Below are 21,312 nucleotides of genomic sequence, written 5' to 3'. Positions count from 1 at the left end.
ACAAAAAATGTCAGAACGAAGTTGTGGAGATATTGTGAACAGGCCTCCCTTTACGCTTTATGAGAAGGGGTGCGCAAACGATGGTTTTTGAGTTGATACGCACGAGAAGTCATTGGGCATGGGCAACCTTTCGAGTTATGATCCGATATTGGGTAGGGGACATCCCTTTTTTAGCTTTAAACTGCTTGATCAAGTAGGTGTCATACTCAAACCCCGTAGCATGTGCAATGTCATTCAGCTTCATATCGGTATGGGTCAAAAGATCACACGCAACCTTCAACCGATAGTCAAGCAGGTAACCGATTGACGTTTTTCCGCATCTTTCCTGAAATAATTTGTTTAGCGTTACACGGTTCAAATGAGCACATTTCGTCAAATCCTCCAATGAAATCTTCCTCGAGTAGTTCGTGTGTATGTATTCTAATGCAAAATCCACAGGAGATCGTTCATGGGTCCGGCTTAACTCCTCAAGCAACCCCATAATCTGGATAAGGTACTTCTTAATTCGGCATACCCAGTTTGAATCGCTTTGCGCCTGAACTTCCATACCCAGTATAAAAAAACAATCAAATAGAAACGGAAACGCCTTTTCAGTTATACGAGGAACACCTAGAAGAGGATGATCCCGTTGAAAAAGGGAAAGACCGGTTAGTATTCTCGGACCCGTTGGATAAAACCCTTGCGTATCGGAAAGTGTAACGGTGTTGAGAAAATCGTTATCATAACAAAAGGATTGCGCCGCTACGTTAAGCTTCTCGTTGATCTGGATAACGTCATCTTCACTCAAGCAAAGGACACCCGGAGCGACTATGGATAGAGGATGCCCATTTAAAAGCCCGTTCAAGGTTCCTGAGGTAACTAAGATAATCGTGAACCGCCTAGCATAAGGAAGGTTGCTAAAATCCTCCACGGGGAAAAATTCAATGTTCACGGATCGATTTTTGTAACGGTCGGTCTGCGGCATACGATTCCCCTATCAAATAGTATAGTGAGATGCTTCGTTTTTGACATTGTACCCCTAAAGGTGAAGGGATATCATTTGCGATATCGACGAAAAAGGTGGGAAGCCTCATGACCATTGAACGTTTTCACATTCACATCACAGATGAAGTCCTGGATGATGTAAAAAGAAGATTACATCACATCCGTTGGCCGGGTCAACAGGTAAGCTCGGGCTGGGATCAAGGAACCGATTTATCTTGTTTAGAGTCGCTTGTTTCGTATTGGCGGGAACAGTATGATTGGCGCAAGCAGGAAGCTCAGTTAAACCGCTTTTCGCAGTTTCGCTGCAGCATCGAGGGAATGGACGTGCACTTTGTTCATGAGCGCGGCAAGGGACCGAATCCCATGCCCCTTATTCTCACTCACGGATGGCCAGACAGTTACCTTCGATATCAGAAGGTCATTCCCCTTCTTACAGATCCAGCGAGCTATGGCGGAGATCCTGCAGATTCCTTTGATGTCATTGTCCCGTCCTTACCAGGATTTGGGTTCTCTAGCTGCCCTGACCGTCCTGGTGTCAACAATGATCAGGTCTCCGAGATGTGGGCAACTTTAATGACAAAAGAATTAGGATACGAAAAATTTGCTGCAGCGGGCGGGGATATAGGCTCCGGAGTTACAAGATATCTGGCGTATAACCATCCTGAGCTTTTATATGGAATCCACCTAACGGATATTGGCATCATAAGAGATCTCCTTGCGCCTCATGGGCAGGGGGAATTATCAGAAGAAGAGCTTCACTATAAGAAAAAAGCATCGGAATGGATTTCCCAAGAGGGAGGGTACATGTCGATCCAATCGACACGTCCACAGACGCTTGCGTATGGACTTTCGGATTCACCAGCAGGCTTAGCGGGCTGGATTCTTGAAAAATTTCGTGCTTGGAGTGATTGTGGAGGCGACCTCCAGCAAAGCTATACCGAAGATGAGCTCATTACTCATATTATGGTTTATTGGCTTACGAACACAATAGGGTCATCTACGCGTATGTATTATGAAAATTCACATTCTCTGCCGCCATTAGGCTATATAAAAGTACCCACTGGACTTGCCTTATTCCCAGCAGATATTGTATTACCGCCAAAAGAGTGGGCCATGCGAAATTTAACGATTACTCGCTGGACGACAATGGCTCGCGGCGGTCATTTTACGGCCATGGAGGAGCCAGAGCTTTTTGCCCAAGACATTCGTTCCTTCTACAAGCCTTATCGTGAGAAATAGGCCGGAATATTCGTTCCCGCCAGTTCAAACGGTTCGTTAATCGCATATTTGGCGAGAATGGCTCGTTTTTTTGCAACAGAAAGGCGGGAGTTTTCGTTCTTTAAGTAAGGGGAAAGGATGAAGTTTCCAATGAAGGAGTGGAAAATGTGAGGAAGGGTCTACTGTTGATGATTGTCAGCACTCTTCTTATGGTTATGTTGGGGTGCAGGTCGGAGCCGGTGATGCAGGAGGTGCAAGCCACGGTTCCTGGAGTTCATCTGGATCAGGTGCAGATTTTCCCGAATGAATCATCCAACGACGATGACTACTTTATCCAGTATGAAGACGGTACGAAGGAAAAGATTCAACCTGGCTACGTGGGCTTGTTTCTCAACGGGTCGATCGTCAAGCAGGCGAAGGTCAAGATGGTGGAGAGCCAGCCATTTGTTGCTCTCCATCCGATCGTGGAACGATTCGATATTTCCATGATGGAAAAGGAGGGGCAGGAAAAGGTTGCTTTATCCGACGGCAACCGGACAATTGAGCTTACACCAGGGGAAAAAACGGTCTACCTGGACGGGAAAGCGATCCAATTGACGACTTCTCCCGAACGCATAGACGGGGAGCTCTTCGTTCCGCTTGAGTTTGTGACGGATGCTCTGCAGGGAGAGGCTTCTTACTTCAGCGGAATCGACGACAGTCCGCTTCGAATCATCCCCCGTCTGCCCCATGTGATGATCAGCCGTTATCCGGAGGAAGCCGTGAAGCTAACGGCAGAGGAAGCTCTCGCGAAAGTGAAGAATCAGTTGATTGAGGCCTATGAGAAGAGATACGGCCTTTTTGTTCCTCTGGCGGTGAACCAGCAGGACGATGGGGCATCCATGCGGAAGATCATCACGAATTTATCCATTCGATCCGAGAATGATCGTTTCTATGTGATACCCGTCGTCTACGATTTCTGGGTGGATAAATACACCGGCGATGTATATACCTTTTACAATGGACTCATCATGACGATTCAGCTTTTTGATCCCTATGCAGAGGGAGCGTTGGCGTTTCCGGGATGATTTCCGCTATCTCGAAGAAACGGCTTCTGATCCCGGGAATCATCTGTGATCCTCCGGAGTATTCCCGCTCATGTACATAAAGAAGGTAGGATCAGGGAGCACCCTTATCCTACCTTCTTGCGTGTTATGGTTTCTATTGGGCTAGAGCATCCAAATCCGGCTGTAATTTGTTCCGCAGAACATACAACATGATGGCTCCAACCAGGAATGCGACGGCATCCGCAAAGACGAGCGACCAGACCACTCCGTGGAAGCCATTCATTCGATTGGCTATATACAGCACGGGAATTAGCGTAACTCCTTGAGTAACGGACATAACAAACGCGGCGGTTCCTTGCGCAGTTGCTTGGAAGATTCCTGTAAACAATGTGGTCATTCCTGTGATGAACAAGGATAAGAACGTCACATGCAGAATGTAGCTGCCCATTTCAATTAATTGAGGGTCATTCGTAAACAAACCAATTAAGTGGTCGGAAATCAAATAAACGATAATGCCGAACACGACGGCTAACGCCACAATCGCTTTGATCGTGAATTGAATGGTATGCTTCATGCGTAATTTATTCGCTGTAAATGAGAAGGCAATGAGCGGTACGACTCCCTCGCATAATCCCATCAGAATAAACTCAGGAAATTGCAATAAACGGGATGAAATTCCGTAAGCCGCTACGGCTTGATCCCCATATTCGACAAGATAATGGTTAAAGATGAGTGACATGGCCCCCAAGAAGATGCTCATCACAAAGACGGGAACTCCGATTTTGAATACATTGCTCAGAATCTCCTTGGTAGCCTTGAACCATTTTATAGAGATCGTTAAGAAGGGGCTCTTATATCCGATATGGAAGGCGAAAAAGACAGTCGCAACCAAGTTTGAAAGGACCGTTGCAGACGCAACGCCAATCACGCCCCAATGGAAGACGAAGATGACAAGCGCATCGAGAATCATATTCACAACAACACTGAGAATCATACCGATCATCGATGTGATGGCAGCACCCTCCGAGCGTACGATATTCTCCAGCGTGAAGAATAATACGACGATGGGTGAACCGATAAGCATAATCGTGACATAATCCTTTGTATATCCGAAGGAATCCGGCGTTGCCCCCAGACCATGAACGATAGGATCGATGAACGGGAGACCGATAACCACCACGATAAGACCAAGAACCAAACTGCTGTAAAAAGCGAAGGAAGACACATGCTTGACATCCTCATCATTTTTCTCTCCCAACAAACGGGAGATGAATGTCCCGCTACCGATGCCAATCAAGTTGCCTAGAGCCATAATGACTGCAAATAACGGCAAGGTTAGTGCGAGGGCGGTTAACATGGCCGTATTGTGGAGTGTACCAAGGAAATAGGCATTCAAGATGGAATAGATAACACTCATTGACGTGCCTAGCATCATCGGTACAGCGAAGTGAGCTACGGCTTTTGTGATGGGTGCTTTTTCAAAATAATGAAGGTTTTCTGCATCCATGCGGATCACTGCTTTCTTTAGTTTAGTGTTAATCTAACGGTGTTAGATTGAACCTTACAGTGTTAGATGATATCATGAACCTAAGAAGCTGTAAAGCATAAACTTACACTGTTAGATAAAAGGGCGGATGTTGATGAAAAAGCAGCAGCCTCAGATTTCAGAGGATATGATTTTGGATGCCTCATGGAAGCTTCTGGGGGAGGAGGACATCGAGAAATTCAGCCTGAGACGATTGGCCGACCGGCTGGGGATTCAGGCTCCCTCTTTGTACTGGTATTTTAAGAGCAAGCAGGATCTTTACTACCGTCTGGCCAACCAAGTATCGAAGATTATCCTGGAGGAGCTCCTCTCTGAGGGGGATTGGAAGGAGCAGCTGACAGACCTTGCGGTAACCATACGGAGTGTGCTCAGTCGGTATCCTTGCTCCACACAGCTCATGATGATGACGCTGCCCCACGAACCGGACATGATCCGGTTCACCAACCGTATGCTGCTCTGCGTGGAATCGACGCCGCTAGAGGAAGAGCAGAAATTACAAGCGGTTCTTACGCTTGTGAACTATGTCTTCTTCTTCGTTCTGGACGATTATCAGCATCAGCGTAATGTCTCCGCTATTCTTAAGGAGCAGGGAGAGCATTCGAACAGGGAGATGATCCGTCTTCTGGATTCCATGAGCGAGACGGAAGCGGGACTGTTCCGGAGGATCTACAAGAGCGGGTTGTTCGATCTGATGGGGACGGATGGGGCATTTGAATTCGGCGTAAAGTTGATCCTGTTGGGGATTGAGCAGGTGATTCAGGCGAAGACAAACACACTCTAGCAGATGATGAACCCGTTTGGACAAACTCGAAACATGATGTAAGATGGAGGCATAGGCCGAATCCGGCATAAAGGAGCGGAAATAGAATGAATCAAGCCGAACCGATCAAATTGACTTCTCTCTCTTCAAAAGGAGGCTGCGGCTGCAAAATCGGACCTGCCGATCTGATGGAGGTCATCCGCAGTCTGCCGCCTGCCGTTCCCAATCCAAATCTGCTAGTTGGACTCGACACAAGCGATGATGCGGGAGTTTACCGGCTGACGGACGAGCTGGCAATCGTTCAAACCGTCGACTTCTTCACACCAATCGTGGACGATCCGTACTCCTTCGGGCAGATTGCCGCGGCAAACGCGCTCAGTGATATCTATGCGATGGGCGGCGAGCCCTTAACGGTGCTCAATATCGTGGCGTTCCCGATCTCTACGCTAGATAAGAGCATCCTCGCGGACATTCTCCGCGGGGCGGCAGACAAAGTGAAGGAAGCCGGTGCGACGCTGGTTGGAGGGCACTCGATTGACGACAAGGAGCCGAAATTCGGGCTTGCCGTTACCGGACTCGTTCACCCGGACAAGGTGCGGACCAATGCTGGTGCGAAGCCGGGAGACCAGTTGATTCTTACCAAGCCGATCGGAGTTGGAATCCTGACGACCTCCATCAAGAAGGATCAGCTTACCGAAGAAGAAACGAAACGCCTCACCTCGGTCATGTCGACCTTAAATAAAACGGCAGCGTCCATCATGGCTTCCTATGATGTGCATGCTTGCACGGATGTCACCGGCTTCGGTCTGCTCGGGCATGGCTCCGAGATGGCAAAGGGAAGCGGAATGGGGCTCATCATCCGCAAGGCGGCTGTGCCCATCCTGCCGCGTGTCCGCGAATTGGCCGAGCAGGGCTTCGTACCGGGCGGAACGCGGAATAACTTCGCCCACCTGGAAGGGAGCATCCGCTTTCCGGAAGAGATGGACCAACTCGACCGCTACATCCTCTGCGATGCGGTCACCTCAGGCGGGTTATTGATTGCCGTTGCTCCGGAGGACAGCGATGAGCTTTTGGCCAAGCTGAAGGAAGCCGGCGTCGAGGCCGCCCTGATCGGTGAAGTTACCGTCCAGCATCCCGGAGAGATCACGGTCCTGGCCGATTCGAACTAGACAAGTTCCCCATGCTGAACGCCGGACCGTAATCGGGCAGAAGGAGAGAATCTCTTGTTCCAGGACCTTTCAATTGAGAAAATAAAGGAGCGTCAAGCCACCAAACCCGTCGCATTGATCGATGTGCGCTCCCCTTCGGAGTTCAGAGATGCGACCATTCCCGGGAGTCGAAACATCCCGTTCTTCACAGATGATGAGCGTGCCGAAGTGGGAACCTTGTATGTTCAAGTAGGCGTGCATGCCGCCAAGGAACGAGGGCTCGAAATCGCCTCCGCCAAGCTGCCGCAGTTCGTTAAGGAATTCGCCGCCATTCCGGGCGACAAGGCTGTTTTCTGCTGGCGGGGCGGTATGCGCAGCAAGACGGTTGCGACGGTGCTATCCTTGATGGATATCCATGTCTATCGCTTGTCAGGCGGTTATCGGGCTTACCGGCAATGGGTGTTGGACAAGCTGGAAGCCTTCGATTTCCAGCCCAAACCGTATGTCATCCACGGCTTGACGGGCACTGGGAAAACGAATCTGCTGCGGCGACTAAAGGCGAAAGGGTACCCGGTGCTTGACTTGGAAGGGATGGCCGGACATCGCGGCTCTGTATTCGGTCAAATTGGTCTTCAAGCGAACAACCAGAAGACCTTCGATGCCCTTCTCGCAGAAGAGCTGCTGGGGCACCAACATCGTCGGTATCTCTTATTCGAAGCTGAGAGCAAACGGATCGGCAAAGTCGTCATGCCTCCTTTTCTCGCGGAACAGAAGGATCAGGCGACGCAGCTCTGGATTGAAATGCCGCTCGAAGCCCGCGTACGTCAAATTCTTGCGGATTATCGACCGGAAGAGCATAAGGAAGCTTATCTCGAAGCGTTCCGGTTCATCAAAGGGCGGATACATATTCCGGTTGCAGCCGAGATTGAACAATGTTTAGGAAACGACGAGTTCGGGGAAGCGGTATCCCTCTTGCTAGAGCATTACTATGACCCGAGGTATGAGCATTCCTCTCCGATTAGGGAGAACGTCGAGAAGATCATCTTTGACGTTCGGAATGCGGATGAAGCGGAAGCGGCCATTCTGGCCTATCTAGCTTCACGCGATGGCTCCTCATAAGGTGGGGTAGGGATGCTCGGTCGTGTTCCCGCAGTTCTCTGCAAAAGGGATCGGCATTATGCCTCACAGACGGTCTCTCCTTACCCACTTCGCAAAAAAATCGCCCTCCGCTTGGCTGAGATGCCAAGAAGACGGGCGATTTTTTATAGAGGGTGGTTGACGGTCCAGCCTCATTCATCATCCGAAAAGAAGGCTTTCAAGCTTGTAAAGAGGGTGTCCTTCGGGCGGGACCGCAAACGAATCGCTTTTTTTCCACCGTTCAGGCTAATGTCGCCTTCGCTGCTTATGACCAGACTCACGTGTTTTTCCTTGCCGTCATCCACGCAAACCAGAATCATCATCATGGACTTTGGGGCAACAATGCCATTTCGTCCTCCCAGCAACCGGACGCCACGCACTTCACGAAATTTATCATAAAACTCCGAGATCCTTTCCCGATCCTTGATATAAATGTCCCTACCCTTAAACTCTCTATCTGCATAGAAGGTCCCATACATAATCGCTTGAATCTTTTCCTCAGGCGGGAGATACCGATCAGCTGTATAGGGGAATTTATACCATACAATCCCCCCCGCGAGTAGCAGGGCCAGGAATACCAGACCGATAGGGTAAAGTCTTCTCGATTCCTTCTGTTTCATCTTGTTTGCCCCCCAAAAATACCTGATATTCCAGATCCACCTTATCACTATAACATTCTGAAAAAAACGAGCTACTGTGAATAATGTAATCATTTGTCGTTCACAAAAAATCAATATATCCATATACTCTGCGAGGGAACTCTAAACCTGCCATATTGCAGAAAGATGATACGAAAGCGTATACTTTTTATTGCATCCTGTAAGAGTACGGCAATCAGACTGATCGACAATGGAGTGGACGCATGAAGGCTCATGAAATCATGATCCAGCAGGTTTATAAAATCAAAGAGACCGACACGGTTCGGACGTTTATCGAGAAATGCATTACTTATCGCATCAGCGGCATGCCCGTTGTGAACGAACGAAATGAGATCGTCGCTTATCTGAGCGACGGCGACATCATGCGCTGCTTGGGCAAGCATGAGGATTTAATTGTTGATTTTTATTTCCACACCGTCCTTCTCAAAGGGGATGACGACGAATTCGAGGAACGTGCCCGGAAGCTGCTCGATCTTCATGTCATGTCCATCGCCAAGAAGAAGGTCATTACTGTGCAATGGGACGAGGAGATCGAGAAGATCGCCGCCATCCTCGGCAAGAAGCGGATCAAGAAGGTTCCGGTCGAGCGGAACGGGGTGCTGGTCGGTATCATCAGCCGAGGCGACGTGATCCGCCATGCCTTCAAGGCGCTGCTCTAAGTACCTATTCGGGATTAGGTATCCGAATCCTAGCATTTATAACGAAGGAAAACTTCTTCACCGCATAGGCGGGGAGAAGTTTTTTTAGTTGATGCCAAATTTATCTTGATTACTTAACGAACGTTAAGTAAAGTGGAGATGAGTCTTAATCGATTCCAATTGGAAGGAGTAATGTCTGTAATGGTAAAGGGAGACGAGGATCGAACCGATACGAAGCAGCTCATTCTAGACACGGCATTGGAATTATTTTCGATAAACGGCTACCAAGCGGTATCCATTCGTACCATCAGCGGCGCCATCGGTATGAAGGAGAGCGCCATCTATTATCACTTTAAGAACAAACAGGACATTTTCGACCATTTGCTGCAGCAGGTCCAGGTTCGAATGGATCACATGCAAAGGATGTTTGATGATCGCTTTGATACGGTCAATGAAATATGGCCGGATGAATTTGCCTTGGTGGCGATCGGCATCGTACAAGGCTACCTTATGCATGAACCCATCAACAAAATGCTGCGCATGCTGACGATTGAACAGTTTAGGAGCCGCGAAGCTGCAGAGCTTTATAATCGATTGATGTTTGAACAGCCCTGGAATCAGTGCCGGAAGACGTTTGCCAGAATGATCGAGCGCGGGTTTTTTATCGAAGCCGATCCCGGCCGGCTCGCCAGCGAGTATTACGGAATGATTTGTTTTCTCTATCAACGGAATTTGGGCAACGCGGAATCGAATGCGGAAGATCGCGCGCAACGGATGCAGAACGTTCAACAGGAGCTAAGCGGCTTCGCTCATACCTTTTTTGCCCGTTATCAAACAGGAGGGTCCATTCTATGAACATTTACCGAAGCGCAAAAGCCGAACAGCGGATCATGAAATCCTATGACGAACTTCTGCAGCAGTGGGGGACGGATTTCGAAGAAAAGGAGATTGCGACTACCTATGGTACGACCCATGTCATCGTTTGCGGGAAAGAAGAAGGAAAACCGGTTGTCCTTTTTCACGGTGTCGGAGATGATTCCGCGCTTATGTGGATCTATAACATGAAGGCATTGGCAGGAGAATTTCGCTTGTATGCCGTTGATACGATCGGCGGACCGGGGAAAAGCCGACCGAATGATCATTATGGCAAAGAGTTTGACGACGTCACCTGGATCGATGAAGTGTTGTCCGGCCTATCTCTCGTAAAACCTGATCTGATGGGGGTCTCGAATGGCGGTTATTTAGCCCAGTTGTACAAAGCGGAACGCCCTGATCAAGCAGGTAAGGCTATCGTTATCTCTTCAACCGTTCCGGTGGAGAAGGTGGGTTCGGTTCTCAAGACCATGATGAAAATTTTCATGCCGGAGGCTCTGTTTCCCACGCGAAAAAACATCATTCGCTTGTTGAGAAAGCTTACGGGAGACCGATATTCTGTGTTTACGGAGCACGAAACAATCATGAAGCATTATACCGAGCTCTTGAGAGGTTTCAACAACATGGCGATGAAATTCCACAAAGTTGGTTATTTTACCCCGGAGCAGATCGAACGAATAAAACCGGATGCCTATTACATCGTCGGGGAAGAAGATCCTTTTCAAAAGCTGGGCGGCAAGGACGCATTGCTTCAAATGAACATGAATGTAAGGTTTTATCCGGGAGTCGGACATGGACTCAACCATGAAATCGCCGACGAAGCGAATGCTTTGATCAGCCAGATTCTCAATGATCGAGTAAAGGACATCCGGAATTCAGAATCTGCAGAATGACTTCGCAATTGATGATGCGGGTTGACTTTAGGGAAATTATGTATAGACGGACATCGACAAAAAACCATATAATTCGAAATTATAGGATGAAGCACGAGGAGGAACTCAATGAAAGGCATAATACGATCAAATGAGGCATCTGAAACGCTGAGCGAAACCAGCATAATCGATTGCACCAAGGGATGGGAGCGGATGAGCGTATGAAGCTGTCGAAACGGTCTCTAGTCCTTTCTCTTCTGATATGCCTTCTTATCTTCATTCCTGTTCTTCCGCAAGCGGATGCAGCCGGGGAGAGGCCGATCAAAATCATCATCAACGGGACCGCGCAAACGTTCGATACCCCTGCCCGATTGGTGAATGGCTCCGTACTTGTGCCTATGCGAAGCATTTTCGAAAAGCTGAAGGCTACGGTAAACTGGGACAATGCCAACCAGCGCGTGACTGCGACGAAGGATTTTACCAACATCCAGCTCACGATCGGGTCCAAAACGGCCCATGTGAACAATAAGAGCGTTAGCCTCTCGACAGCACCGCAGCTCCTAAACGGGAGTACGATGGTACCGCTGAGGTTTATCTCAGAGGCTATGGATGCGGATGTGAAGTGGAACTCGTCGGCCAATACCGTCACCATTACCTACTCAAGCAAATGGGAGCAGCTTCCGAAACCGAAAGTTACGGCGATCACCTCTGTAGCCTGGTCCCCTGACGGCCTGTTGACGATCGGTACGAACGAAGGGATTCAACAGTACGCTTCGGGTAATTGGGAGAGCTTCGGGGGAGCCGGTTCCCCCGTTTCGAACCGGTTTGTCAAAGATCTGAAATGGTCTGAGGACGGGAAGCTTGTCGCCGTCGTGCAAGAGGAGAACAAGCTCGATTATTTGTGGATGTACGAGAAGGGAATCTGGAGTAAAATCCCGCTTCCTCAAGCAACGAGTTCATTAGGGGGGCAGCCCATTAAAGCCGCCGTATTCAGCGACGATCTTTGGTATCTGAACTGGACCTCAGACGGTGCGCTCACAGCATCATTTGGTTCCTGGAAATATGGAGTGAACTTCGGAGGACTCTGGCAATACCGGGATCATCAGTGGACTCAGCTTCCCGGTTCCGATCAGGCAGGAACCATCAGCGACGTCGTCATCCAATCCGACAGCTGGTATATGATCAATTCGAATCATGAAGCCTGGAGATACTCGAATGGACAAGCTCAACCCTTGAAGGGGGCCGGGATAAAACTGGATCGTCTCTTTGTTCAGGGTGACTCGGTATATGGCGTCGGGGAATCCTTTGGGGCCTACAAACTGGCGGGAGACTCCTGGGTAAAAGCAACCGGAACCCCATATGATGATCTGCAGAATACGCAAATCCGAGGGTCGAGAGTGTCAGCCGTAGGAGCAGCGGTATCACTAAGCGGCAGCAAGATGAATTCTCTCTGGTTATCCGCTTCGGCTCTATGGGCCAAGCTGGATGAATCGGCAGAACCGTTTGTTACCGGGCCGCAAAATGCTCCAATACCAGATAGCTGGAAAAAGCGGATCGAGGAAGGCGGGAAGTCAACGACAACCGATACGACCTGTTACAAAGGAAAATGCGAGACGACGAAAGGGAGCAAAACGTACTCCATCTTCACCAAGTTTTCCGAAGGGGCCTTCATCGAGCAGATTCATCTCTCTTCTTCCGGGAAGTCCCTCTTCTTAGCCACCTACAAGAATCTTGAGCTTACCTACAAGAATCCCATGACGAAAAAGGACGAAATGATCGATTATGTAGAAGCTCCCCTCCAATTCTGGATTTACAAGGGGGCTTTCAATCCTTAACAGATCACATCACGAAAACCATGATGGAGCCTCGCAGCCCCTCATGGTTTTTGCTTATCTCGAAGGAGGATAGTATGATTTTGCCACATCTCTTTTTTCACATTCATACCTGCAACGGAAGGAGTGGGAAAGCTCCCGCAGCGTATTCCCGGCACATTTCGCGGACACTCCAGCATCATATGCTCGCATTGGTTACCGAAGGGAAGGGAGTTCTCCAAGTGGGAGATCATCGGCATCCGGCCAAAGTGGGCATGTTGTTCTATATCGCCCCAGGCGTTCCCCACATCTTAGAGCGAGATCATGAAGACCCCGCCCTCTTTTTGACGGTTCATTTCAGTTATGCGCGAGTGAGCCTCCAGGAGGGGAAATGGGACATAAGCGACGAGACGCCCGCGCTGTCGCTGCAGCCTGTTCAAGTCGTTAAGGAGTATTATCCGGTTGAGGATACGTTTGGTAAATTGATCGATTGCTGGAATACGAAGCTGCCCGGCTATGAATTTATGGCAAAAACCTTGCTTCAGCAGCTGATCATCACCCTGTATCAGGATGAGCGAAAACAGACGCCGAATTTTGCTGCTTCTCAAAAAGTAGAGAAGATGATTCACTTCATGCATCAAAATAGCCAACAGAAGATCACGCTGAAGGAGCTGTCGGGTCAGGTGGATTTGTCTCCGGCTTATCTGTCCCGCATGTTTAAGGAAACAACAGGGTATTCTCCAATTGAGTATTTCAACAAGATCAAGATGGACAAGGCCAAGGAGCTCCTGATCGAAGGGAACCGTAAGGTCAAGGAAGTGGCGCAGGCGCTCGGCTATTCAGATGAATTCTACTTCAGCAGGCTATTTAAGCGAATGGAAGGGATCAGCCCCTCCGAATATTCCAGCAAAAAAGTCCATGGATTATAAGATGATGCATGGGATAAGCCTGATTTCAGTGCGATAATGAGGATCGAAATGGTCATGGAAAGGAAGGCTTGTCCGCATGCCGTTATGGAAACGTAATTTGTGGGTCTGCTGGTTCGGCATGTTCGTAACCGGCGTGGGAATGAGTCAGATCGCTCCGGTCATGCCAATCTTCATCAAGCAGCTAGGCGTGAACGATCCTGCGTCCGTCGCCCAATTGTCGGGGATCGCGTTTGGCATCACGTTCATCGTCTCGGCGATCTTCTCGCCGATTTGGGGGCGCCTCGCGGATAAATACGGACGCAAGCCGATGCTTTCGCGAGCAAGCTTGGGGATGGCGGTGGTCATCGGACTCATGGGCTTTGCCCCAAACGTATACACCTTGATCGGACTTCGTCTGCTGCAGGGGGTTATTACCGGATACAGCACAGCCTGCACGACTTTGATCGCGACCCAAACGGATCAGGAGCACGCCGGCTATGCATTAGGAACCCTGTCAACCGCGAACATTGCGGGTTCTCTGCTCGGACCGACGATCGGCGGGTTTATCGAAGTGAATCTCGGAGCGCAGAACGTGTTCTTTATCACCGGCGGGCTGATGTTGATCGCCTTTCTCACCACTGCTTTGTTCGTAAAGGAAGCGTTCGTTCGTGAGGATCAGCATGTACCTGGTATCAGGGACGTATGGGGAATGGTGCCCGAGAAAGGGCTGACGATCACCTTATTCGTGACATTCTTTGTCCTGAGTGTCGCCTTGTATTCCGTTGAGCCCATCATCACCGTCTATGTTGCCGAGCTTGCTCCGAATACCCGACATGTTGCCCTTCTCGCCGGCATTACCTTCTCCGCATCCGGGCTGGCCAATATCTTGGCCGCAACGAGGCTGGGCAAGCTTTCCGACAAGATCGGAGCGCATAAGGTCATTCTCGTTTCCCTTCTTGCGGCCGGTATTCTCTTTATCCCCCAAGCCTTTGTTCATCAGGTTTGGCAATTGATGGGCCTTCGTTTTTTGTTGGGGTTAACAGCGGCTGGCTTGAATCCCTCCGTGAATATTCTCGTCAAGAAAATTACGCCTTCGGAGCTAACCGGGAGAGTATTTGGTTATACGATGTCGGCGGGATATTTGGGTGTATTCGCCGGGTCCGTTCTCGGTGGACAGATCGCCGGCTGGTTCGGAACCCGCTATGTCTTCGTCATCACGAGCGCCCTGCTACTGCTCAATGCGGTCTGGGTCTATTACAACGTATACAGAAAGCTGTCGGCTGCACCTATTCTACCGACAACCCAATGAAAAGGAGAGATCGAAATGAAGGAAACTCATGCAAAGGCAGAAGGAAGCTTGAACGCTGGGAAAACAGCACTGGTTGTAATCGACCTGCAAGAGGGAATCGCATTCCGGCCCGGCCTTGCCCCTTATTCAGGTGAGCAGGTGATCGAGAAGGCCGCCGGTCTGGTGGACGCATTCACGGAAGTAGGAGCTTTCGTGGTGCTTGTCCGGGTTTCCTTCGCGGATGGCAAAGATATGCTGAGGCCGAATCTTGATGTAGAGCTGCCCAACACCCCCACGCCGGTAGGCTGGAACAGCATTGTCCCCGCATTGGCGAACGCCAAGAACACCCATCTGGTTACGAAACGGCAATGGGGAGCCTTCTACGGCACGGATCTTGACTTGCAGCTTCGCCGCCGCGGGATCGACACGATTGTGCTGTGCGGCATATCGACTTCGATCGGAGTCGATACGACAGCGAGAGACGCTTATCAGCATGGCTATCAACTCGTATTCGCGGAGGATGCCATGACCGCTTCGACCCGAGAAGAACATGACTATGTCTGCAAAACCATCTTCCCGAGAATTGGCCGGATCCGGACGAGCGAAGAGGTCGCGTTGATGCTGGGATAACCCCGGCCCCGTAAATAGGTTCTTTTAGTAACCGCTAATGCCCCCAAATCAGGTGCCCACCTCCCAGCGGAGGAGAGGCGCCTGTTTTTGATTTTCTCTGGAAACTTCCTGAAATGAGGATGCTCTAAAGGAAATATCCCAACAGCAGGCTGACGGATATCACGCACCGAATCGCGAGGTGTACAGGATTTATCCGGCCATTCAGGACGATTCCATTCAGACCCGCACAGAAGAGAAGCCCCAACAGCCCGATTGGGATGAATATAGAAGAGAGAACACCTCCGACCAAGCTGCAGGAAAACAATAGATTTGCTGTGGTTAAGCGAATGCCGAGCTTTTTACGCTGAGATACCGCCGCGATACTCATTAGAACGGCGTATGCAAGGATCATGAGAAGAATCATATTCACAGGCCCCCTAGATGTGGTATAGAAGAAGTAAACCATAGGGGGTTAACCCCATGGCAAGGGGGGAGTTCCATGCGGATGGGGCAATATGTGAACCAGATGAGTACGACCTTGGATACGGTTCGGTATTACATGGAGCTGTCTCTGCTACGTCCCGAGCTGAAGAATAACCGTTACGACTTCACTCAACGGGAAATGGACAACTTCGAAACGATCGTCCAACTGAAGGAATGGGGATTTGCGATGAAGGAGATCCAGGAGCTGTTTGAACACAAGGAACGTACAGGCTGCGGCTCTGTTGAATTAATAGTTTATGCACGTGACATGCTGCAAGCCAAATGCGAATCGATCGAGTGCAGCATCGTAACACTGAACAAGCAGAAGGAAGAGGTCCTGCACCATTTGGGAGAAGTGGAGCAGCTGTTGGCGGAGGCGTGATAGGGGCCGAGTTCATCGGCTTATACATTAAGATAAGAGGGGATTCTGTGAACATTTCGCTAAAGCCTCGAACGAGGGAACATGTCACGATGTATTGGGATCGGATTCAGGACGAAGAAATCAGCAGATGGCTACCCTCTGGCGTGGAATCGCTGGATCAAGCGTTGCTTCTTTTTGAAGAAACTCTCAAAGAAGGAGCCTCCAGCTATGGCAGAGTGGTGGAGTACGAGGGAACCTATATCGGAGATGTCTGGTGCTACGGCATAGATGAGCAGGATGAGAAAATGGCGATGGTCAGCTTTGTTCTCTTTGCAAAAGAATGGTGGGGCAAAGGAATAGCGGCGCCGGCAATCGCTAGGTTTCTCGAAGAGGTATTCGGCAAATTCGCTATCGATAAGGTGGGGGCCTTCACCTACGCCAATAATTTCCGATCAATCGGAGTGTTGAAGAAGCTTGGATTTCAAGAAATGGAAGCTTTCACGGAGGACGGGGTAGATTCCCTCTATTTCGAAAAAGGAAAAGAATCGCTTACCTGCCAAAAGGAGTCCTGATGAACGACTTTATGCAGGTCGGTTATAGGCGACGGTTCATCAGCCTCATCCTATTGAACGGTCAAAGCTCCTGCCATTGAGAATAGCAGGAGCTTTGCAGTTGCTCACAAAGATGCTGTAGCCCCTTTCTTCACGATCGGGAGCCAGATTTCGGAGCGGTAGGTTGGGGCTTGCTGATCCCCATCCGAGTAAACTTCGATGTCGGGAGCATCTGCATACTCGTACCCGGAGGTAGGCAGCCATTCCGTAATGATCCGCTTCTGAAGCTCTTGCATGGCGTGCGGCAGCGGACCTATACACTCGAACACAGCCCAGGTTGCAGCCGGAACTTCATAGGAAGCCATCCCCTCCGGTGCCGGAAGGTCTGATGCGACCGCAATGTAGTAGGCGAGATCGGTTCCGTTCATGCAGGTGCTAACCCCGAGCACGCCGAAGGGAGGCTGGTTCATCAGCCCGATGATCTGGGGAAGCATCCCGCTCTGTGCGGTTTGCTGCCAGAACAACGGCACTTTCGTGAAGTTCTCTTCCAGGTTGATGTCCATCTGTTCGTTCACGCCAACAATGCGAAACGAGGCTTTGCTTTCGATCCGATAGTTCATTTCCTCTTCTCCTTTGATCGATAGGGTGAAGGTGATGCGGGGGTAGGCTTTTAGAGCGATTCCTTCTTTACGGGCGGCAGACGGGGCGATCCCATGCAAACTCTGAAAGGCCCGGTTAAATGAAGTCGGAGAGTCATACCCGTACTTTAAGGCGAGATCGACGATTTTCACATCGCTTGTCTGCAGATCAAACGCAGCCGCCGTCATTCTTCTGCGCCGGATGTACTCGGATAGAGGAATACCGGCTATGTACGAGAACATTCGTTGAAAATGAAAGGGGGAGCAGCAAGCGATCTTCGCGGCCTGCTCGCAGTTGATTTCGCCAGACAAGTTCTCTTCGATATACTTCAAGGCTTGATTTAATCGGTCCATCCATTCCATGCCATCATCTCCTTCTTTGTTAGAATAGCGTAGAGTGGAAGGATATTCCTCTCTTTTTTTGCACGAAATTGCGAGATTTCTTAGGAGTGAAACCACCCACAGTACTTACGTCAACTTGATCGCATTTACTGAGGGGATCAAGCATATGCGCCTATTTCCAACAGGACCACCATTTTCGATAAACACTAGATACCAGATGGGGAGAGGAAAACAATGCCTTTTGCAATAGTTGGTTACTTTGATCCGGATTCGGACAAGGCCGTTCATGCATTATGGAAAACATTCGCAGACACTGGCGTCTGCGATTACTTGCATCGCTCGGACAATCATCCCCATATCAAGTTTGCGATGTTTGATTCGGTCGATATTGAGGAGACTCGGGCTAGGCTTGCCGATATCACTCGGCAGACAAAGAAGCTTGAGCTTCATTTCAAAAATTATGGCTTGTACCCGAACGAACGGCCCATCGTGTTTCTGGATATTTCCGCGACAATCGAAATTTTAAACCTGCAGTTAGCTATTCAAGAGGTGTTTGCTTCATTCGGGACGCGATCTGCCGGGCCTTATTTCGACCAAGGGATCTGGAAGCCGGACTGCTTCTTGACGATCGGGCTTGAACCGAACAAGCTGGACAAAGCGACTCGCCTCTTGCTGGAATCGCCGCTGCCTTTCAACGGAAGCTTGGATCGGATCGGATTGATTGAATTTCATCCGGCGAAGCGGTTGTTCGATTATCCTCTTCAGGAGAATGGAGCGGGTAACGATCATGATCATGAAGATTAGCAGAGGACCAGAGATATGAAGATTATTGCCACGAATGAAGTGGAGAAACGCCTGCTTACCGATTTCTTTACCGTTCATTGGGGAAGTCCCCGAATGGTCCTCTCAAGCGGAGTTTATATCTGTGATGAGTTGGATGGCTTCGTTGCGATGAGTGATGCGGGAAGCCTAATCGGCTTATGTACCTATACGGTAGAGGGAGACGACTGTGAAATCATCTCGCTGGACAGTTTGGAGGAAAACAAAGGAATCGGGACGGCTCTGATGAAGCGAGTGGAAGAGGAAGCCGAAGCAAGAGGCTGCCAAAGAGTAAGGCTGATTACAACGAACGACAATGTGCATGCGCTGGCCTTTTATCAAAGGAGAGGGTACAGGCTTATGGAGTTGTTTCCCAATGCCGTTGAGAAGGCAAGGAAAATCAAACCCGAAATCCCCCTTATGGCCGATAACGGCATTCCAATTCGGGATGAGCTATTGTTGGGGAAGGATTTAGTATTACACAGTTAACTCCGATGTCATCCTAAATCGTGTGCTACACGACCAATACGCCAAGCAAGACAAACCCCATCGCTTCGGAATCCTCGGCCATGCTAAGGACAATCTCATAATCCTGCGGATCGGGACCGTCAATGACTCTACTGCATACGGGATTGTGCCAGCCGTATAGGCTCTCCCCGTTAACGGTTGCCGCCACGATCCCATTCACGCTCACCGAGAGCTTGCCATACTCCAGATGCTGGCTGCTCACCTCATAGACAAGAAACAATTTGCTGCAGCGAAGCGATAACGATAGGCTACCATTTTTATTCGGCTGATAGGTCCAGCCGTTTGGAAACCGTTCGTGTGTAAGCGAAGGAAGGCATCCGCCTAAGGCATGAACGGGCAGAGTCTTGTTATCGTAATACATCAGCCGTTCAAGAGAATTGCCATAACAGCAATCCCGGGGGATGGGAGGGAGAGCTTGAACAGAAGCGGCTTGGTCGGATGAGGCTGATTCTTCGAATAAACGCAGGATACAATCCGCGATCAGCCTGTGACCTTCTTCGGTGGGATGCACGGTATCCCAGGAGTAGTCCGACCACAGCATCCCATGCTCCCGTCCATAATCAATCGCCGCTCTTACACTGATGAGAGGCAAGTCGTAATGCTGCGCGATTTCGGCCATATAGGGTTCGCAGGTATAACCCGATTCCAGAAGCGTACAGATGATGACAACAGCCACCTGCGGATCTTCGAGCAGGATTCTTCGGATCAAGCTCTCAAAGCTGTCGGCGCTCTCCTTATCGAAGCCGTTATTCACGGCGAATTCCACAAATACCATCGAAGGCCTGCTGCGACCGAGCTCTTTTGCAGCGGTGGCGATCCCCATATCGGAGTTATAGCCCGATAATCCCCAATTCTCATGCTCGACAACACAAGCATCTGCCAAGTATTTGCGGCAGCCGTCTGTGACAAGCTTCGGATAGCATGCCTCCATAAGACCGTTCGGGTCATACCCATAGGTAATCGAGCCTCCGAGGAAAGACAGTTGATGAGGGGATTTCTTCTTAACCTGCTGAATGAATCTTGAGTTGGTTCGCGGCCACACAATCGCTTGATCCAGCATCATGCGATACTCCCTGTTATCCATAAACTCTCCATGTTCCGCTTGATATCAGCTGCTTGAGGATTTGGCTGTACATCATCGCCGCCTTGGTCAGATAGCGATTTTTTCGCATGATCAAGCAGATCTCATTCTGGACGTATCGGCTCTTGATGCTGTAATAGGACGGATGCAGCCTGAGGTTTCCATATTTGATGAAACTATCGGGGATCAAGGCAATCCCCATTCCAGCGAGAACGAAGGACATGACCGTGTTGAGATTTCTTGTCCGGAGGGATATGGTCGGCTGCAGGTTCGCTTCGGCAAGCAGCTTCGCGGTCAGGCGGGTAATATTCTCGCCTTGTTCAAATACGATAAAGCTTTCCTGTTGAAAATCGCTGATGCTGCAATCGGGCACTTTTAACAGTCGCAAAGTATTGTGAAGGATATCATCCGCCGTGATCCGGTACTCCGCGAGCTGATCGGACAGCCGATTTCCATCCGGGACCGCCAGGTACAATTTTTCTCCCGACAGAACCTCGACATGGAACACCTGTTCATCGAATTCACCGGAGGCAATGCCGATATCGATTTCGCCGTTTTGCACTCCGTGTGATACCTCCTCAACGGTCCCCTCGAAAATCGAAATCGCGACAGTAGGGTATTCCTTATGAAACTGATAGACGCTTTTCGAGAGGAGGGTCGACCCCCGGAATGGAGTGGTCCCGATTCGCAAGGTGCCGTACTTCAAGTCCTCCAGATCCGCAATCCGGTTTTTGAGGTTGTCGTGAATGGCCTTTGTTTGCAGTGCAGCCTGATAATAGGCCTCGCCGGCCGCCGTCAGCTTTACGGGGGAGGATTTTCGATCAATCAGCTTCGCGCCGAGCTGGTTTTCGATTTTCATGATAAATTGACTGAAGGAGGGCTGGGTTACGTAGAGCCTTTTGGCCGCCTTGGAGAATGATTTCTCTTCCACGAGAGTGAGAAAGTAGTGGATTTGCTGCTCCGTCATATAGTCTCCTGATTATAGGTTTTATATCAATATACCAATTTGGTT

At 49.8% G+C, this 21,312-nt stretch carries 22 protein-coding genes; 16 read left to right on the top strand and 6 right to left on the bottom strand.

Annotated elements, in window-relative coordinates; translation table 11 throughout:
* Positions 1 to 109 precede the first annotated feature (109 nt).
* Positions 110 to 964 (bottom strand): helix-turn-helix domain-containing protein, encoded by an 855-nt coding sequence (locus tag BN2684_RS23330; protein WP_058304462.1) that lies wholly within the window; start codon positions 962 to 964, stop codon positions 110 to 112.
* A 107-nt stretch (positions 965 to 1,071) separates the two neighbouring features.
* Here BN2684_RS23330 and BN2684_RS23325 point away from each other — a divergent pair, with 107 nt between their 5' ends.
* Entirely contained in the window at positions 1,072 to 2,223 is a 1,152-nt protein-coding gene (locus tag BN2684_RS23325) for an epoxide hydrolase family protein (RefSeq protein ID WP_058304461.1), read from the top strand.
* 146 nt (positions 2,224 to 2,369) lie between these two features.
* Entirely contained in the window at positions 2,370 to 3,269 is a 900-nt protein-coding gene (locus BN2684_RS23320) for a copper amine oxidase N-terminal domain-containing protein (protein WP_148450060.1), read from the top strand.
* 133 nt (positions 3,270 to 3,402) lie between these two features.
* Here the strand turns inward: BN2684_RS23320 and BN2684_RS23315 are convergent, their stop codons facing one another.
* Positions 3,403 to 4,755 carry an MATE family efflux transporter gene (locus tag BN2684_RS23315; RefSeq protein WP_058304459.1) on the bottom strand — a complete coding sequence of 451 codons (1,353 nt, stop codon included), beginning with the start codon at positions 4,753 to 4,755 and terminating at the stop codon, positions 3,403 to 3,405.
* A gap of 133 nt (positions 4,756 to 4,888) precedes the next feature.
* Between BN2684_RS23315 and BN2684_RS23310 the strand changes: the two genes are divergently transcribed.
* From BN2684_RS23310 to mnmH, 3 genes are all read left to right on the top strand, one after another.
* Complete coding sequence (locus tag BN2684_RS23310) at positions 4,889 to 5,575, top strand: TetR/AcrR family transcriptional regulator (protein ID WP_058304458.1); 687 nt, start codon at positions 4,889 to 4,891, stop codon at positions 5,573 to 5,575.
* Between the two features lie 86 nt (positions 5,576 to 5,661).
* Positions 5,662 to 6,723 carry a selenide, water dikinase SelD gene (gene selD / locus BN2684_RS23305; protein WP_058304457.1) on the top strand — a complete coding sequence of 354 codons (1,062 nt, stop codon included), beginning with the start codon at positions 5,662 to 5,664 and terminating at the stop codon, positions 6,721 to 6,723.
* Positions 6,724 to 6,777: 54 nt separating this feature from the next.
* Positions 6,778 to 7,821 carry a tRNA 2-selenouridine(34) synthase MnmH gene (mnmH, locus tag BN2684_RS23300; protein WP_058304456.1) on the top strand — a complete coding sequence of 348 codons (1,044 nt, stop codon included), beginning with the start codon at positions 6,778 to 6,780 and terminating at the stop codon, positions 7,819 to 7,821.
* Positions 7,822 to 7,991: 170 nt separating this feature from the next.
* On the opposite strand, the gene BN2684_RS23295 is transcribed toward mnmH, so the two are convergent.
* Positions 7,992 to 8,459 carry a hypothetical protein gene (locus BN2684_RS23295; RefSeq protein WP_148450058.1) on the bottom strand — a complete coding sequence of 156 codons (468 nt, stop codon included), beginning with the start codon at positions 8,457 to 8,459 and terminating at the stop codon, positions 7,992 to 7,994.
* 242 nt (positions 8,460 to 8,701) lie between these two features.
* Between BN2684_RS23295 and BN2684_RS23290 the strand changes: the two genes are divergently transcribed.
* From BN2684_RS23290 to BN2684_RS23245, 9 genes are all read left to right on the top strand, one after another.
* The gene (locus BN2684_RS23290; protein ID WP_058304454.1) at positions 8,702 to 9,157 is read left to right on the top strand and encodes a CBS domain-containing protein; all 456 of its coding nucleotides are present in this window, start codon (positions 8,702 to 8,704) and stop codon (positions 9,155 to 9,157) included.
* Between the two features lie 180 nt (positions 9,158 to 9,337).
* Complete coding sequence (locus tag BN2684_RS23285) at positions 9,338 to 9,991, top strand: TetR/AcrR family transcriptional regulator (RefSeq protein ID WP_058304453.1); 654 nt, start codon at positions 9,338 to 9,340, stop codon at positions 9,989 to 9,991.
* Complete coding sequence (locus BN2684_RS23280) at positions 9,988 to 10,902, top strand: alpha/beta fold hydrolase (RefSeq protein ID WP_058304452.1); 915 nt, start codon at positions 9,988 to 9,990, stop codon at positions 10,900 to 10,902. Before BN2684_RS23285 ends, BN2684_RS23280 begins: the two co-directional genes overlap by 4 nt.
* Positions 10,903 to 11,102: 200 nt before the next feature.
* Positions 11,103 to 12,716: a copper amine oxidase N-terminal domain-containing protein gene (locus BN2684_RS23275; RefSeq protein WP_058304451.1), complete on the top strand. Its 1,614-nt coding sequence runs from the start codon at positions 11,103 to 11,105 to the stop codon at positions 12,714 to 12,716.
* Positions 12,717 to 12,736: 20 nt separating this feature from the next.
* A complete protein-coding gene (locus tag BN2684_RS23270) occupies positions 12,737 to 13,621 on the top strand; it encodes a helix-turn-helix transcriptional regulator (RefSeq protein WP_316245530.1) in 885 nt (294 codons plus the stop codon).
* Positions 13,622 to 13,697: 76 nt separating this feature from the next.
* Positions 13,698 to 14,909: a multidrug efflux MFS transporter gene (locus tag BN2684_RS23265; protein ID WP_058304449.1), complete on the top strand. Its 1,212-nt coding sequence runs from the start codon at positions 13,698 to 13,700 to the stop codon at positions 14,907 to 14,909.
* Between the two features lie 15 nt (positions 14,910 to 14,924).
* The gene (locus BN2684_RS23260; RefSeq protein ID WP_058304448.1) at positions 14,925 to 15,518 is read left to right on the top strand and encodes a hydrolase; all 594 of its coding nucleotides are present in this window, start codon (positions 14,925 to 14,927) and stop codon (positions 15,516 to 15,518) included.
* 478 nt (positions 15,519 to 15,996) lie between these two features.
* Complete coding sequence (locus tag BN2684_RS23250) at positions 15,997 to 16,362, top strand: MerR family transcriptional regulator (protein WP_058304446.1); 366 nt, start codon at positions 15,997 to 15,999, stop codon at positions 16,360 to 16,362.
* 47 nt (positions 16,363 to 16,409) lie between these two features.
* A complete protein-coding gene (locus BN2684_RS23245; RefSeq protein WP_058304445.1) occupies positions 16,410 to 16,913 on the top strand; it encodes a GNAT family N-acetyltransferase in 504 nt (167 codons plus the stop codon).
* Between the two features lie 104 nt (positions 16,914 to 17,017).
* Here BN2684_RS23245 and BN2684_RS23240 read toward each other — a convergent pair whose 3' ends face one another.
* The gene (locus BN2684_RS23240) at positions 17,018 to 17,893 is read right to left on the bottom strand and encodes an AraC family transcriptional regulator (protein ID WP_058304444.1); all 876 of its coding nucleotides are present in this window, start codon (positions 17,891 to 17,893) and stop codon (positions 17,018 to 17,020) included.
* A 213-nt stretch (positions 17,894 to 18,106) separates the two neighbouring features.
* Between BN2684_RS23240 and BN2684_RS23235 the strand changes: the two genes are divergently transcribed.
* Both BN2684_RS23235 and BN2684_RS23230 read left to right on the top strand, forming a co-directional pair.
* Positions 18,107 to 18,676, top strand: coding sequence for a 2'-5' RNA ligase family protein (locus tag BN2684_RS23235; RefSeq protein WP_058304443.1), 570 nt, complete (start codon positions 18,107 to 18,109; stop codon positions 18,674 to 18,676).
* 15 nt (positions 18,677 to 18,691) lie between these two features.
* The gene (locus BN2684_RS23230) at positions 18,692 to 19,180 is read left to right on the top strand and encodes a GNAT family N-acetyltransferase (RefSeq protein WP_058304442.1); all 489 of its coding nucleotides are present in this window, start codon (positions 18,692 to 18,694) and stop codon (positions 19,178 to 19,180) included.
* 25 nt (positions 19,181 to 19,205) lie between these two features.
* On the opposite strand, the gene BN2684_RS23225 is transcribed toward BN2684_RS23230, so the two are convergent.
* Both BN2684_RS23225 and BN2684_RS23220 read right to left on the bottom strand, forming a co-directional pair.
* The gene (locus BN2684_RS23225; protein ID WP_159065839.1) at positions 19,206 to 20,282 is read right to left on the bottom strand and encodes an SGNH/GDSL hydrolase family protein; all 1,077 of its coding nucleotides are present in this window, start codon (positions 20,280 to 20,282) and stop codon (positions 19,206 to 19,208) included.
* 13 nt (positions 20,283 to 20,295) lie between these two features.
* Complete coding sequence (locus BN2684_RS23220; RefSeq protein ID WP_058304440.1) at positions 20,296 to 21,267, bottom strand: LysR family transcriptional regulator; 972 nt, start codon at positions 21,265 to 21,267, stop codon at positions 20,296 to 20,298.
* Positions 21,268 to 21,312 lie beyond the last annotated feature (45 nt).

The organism is Gorillibacterium timonense (genome assembly GCF_001457415.1).
GTDB classification, from domain to species: domain Bacteria; phylum Bacillota; class Bacilli; order Paenibacillales; family NBRC-103111; genus Gorillibacterium; species Gorillibacterium timonense.
This window is presented reverse-complemented; position numbering and strand designations above follow the sequence as displayed.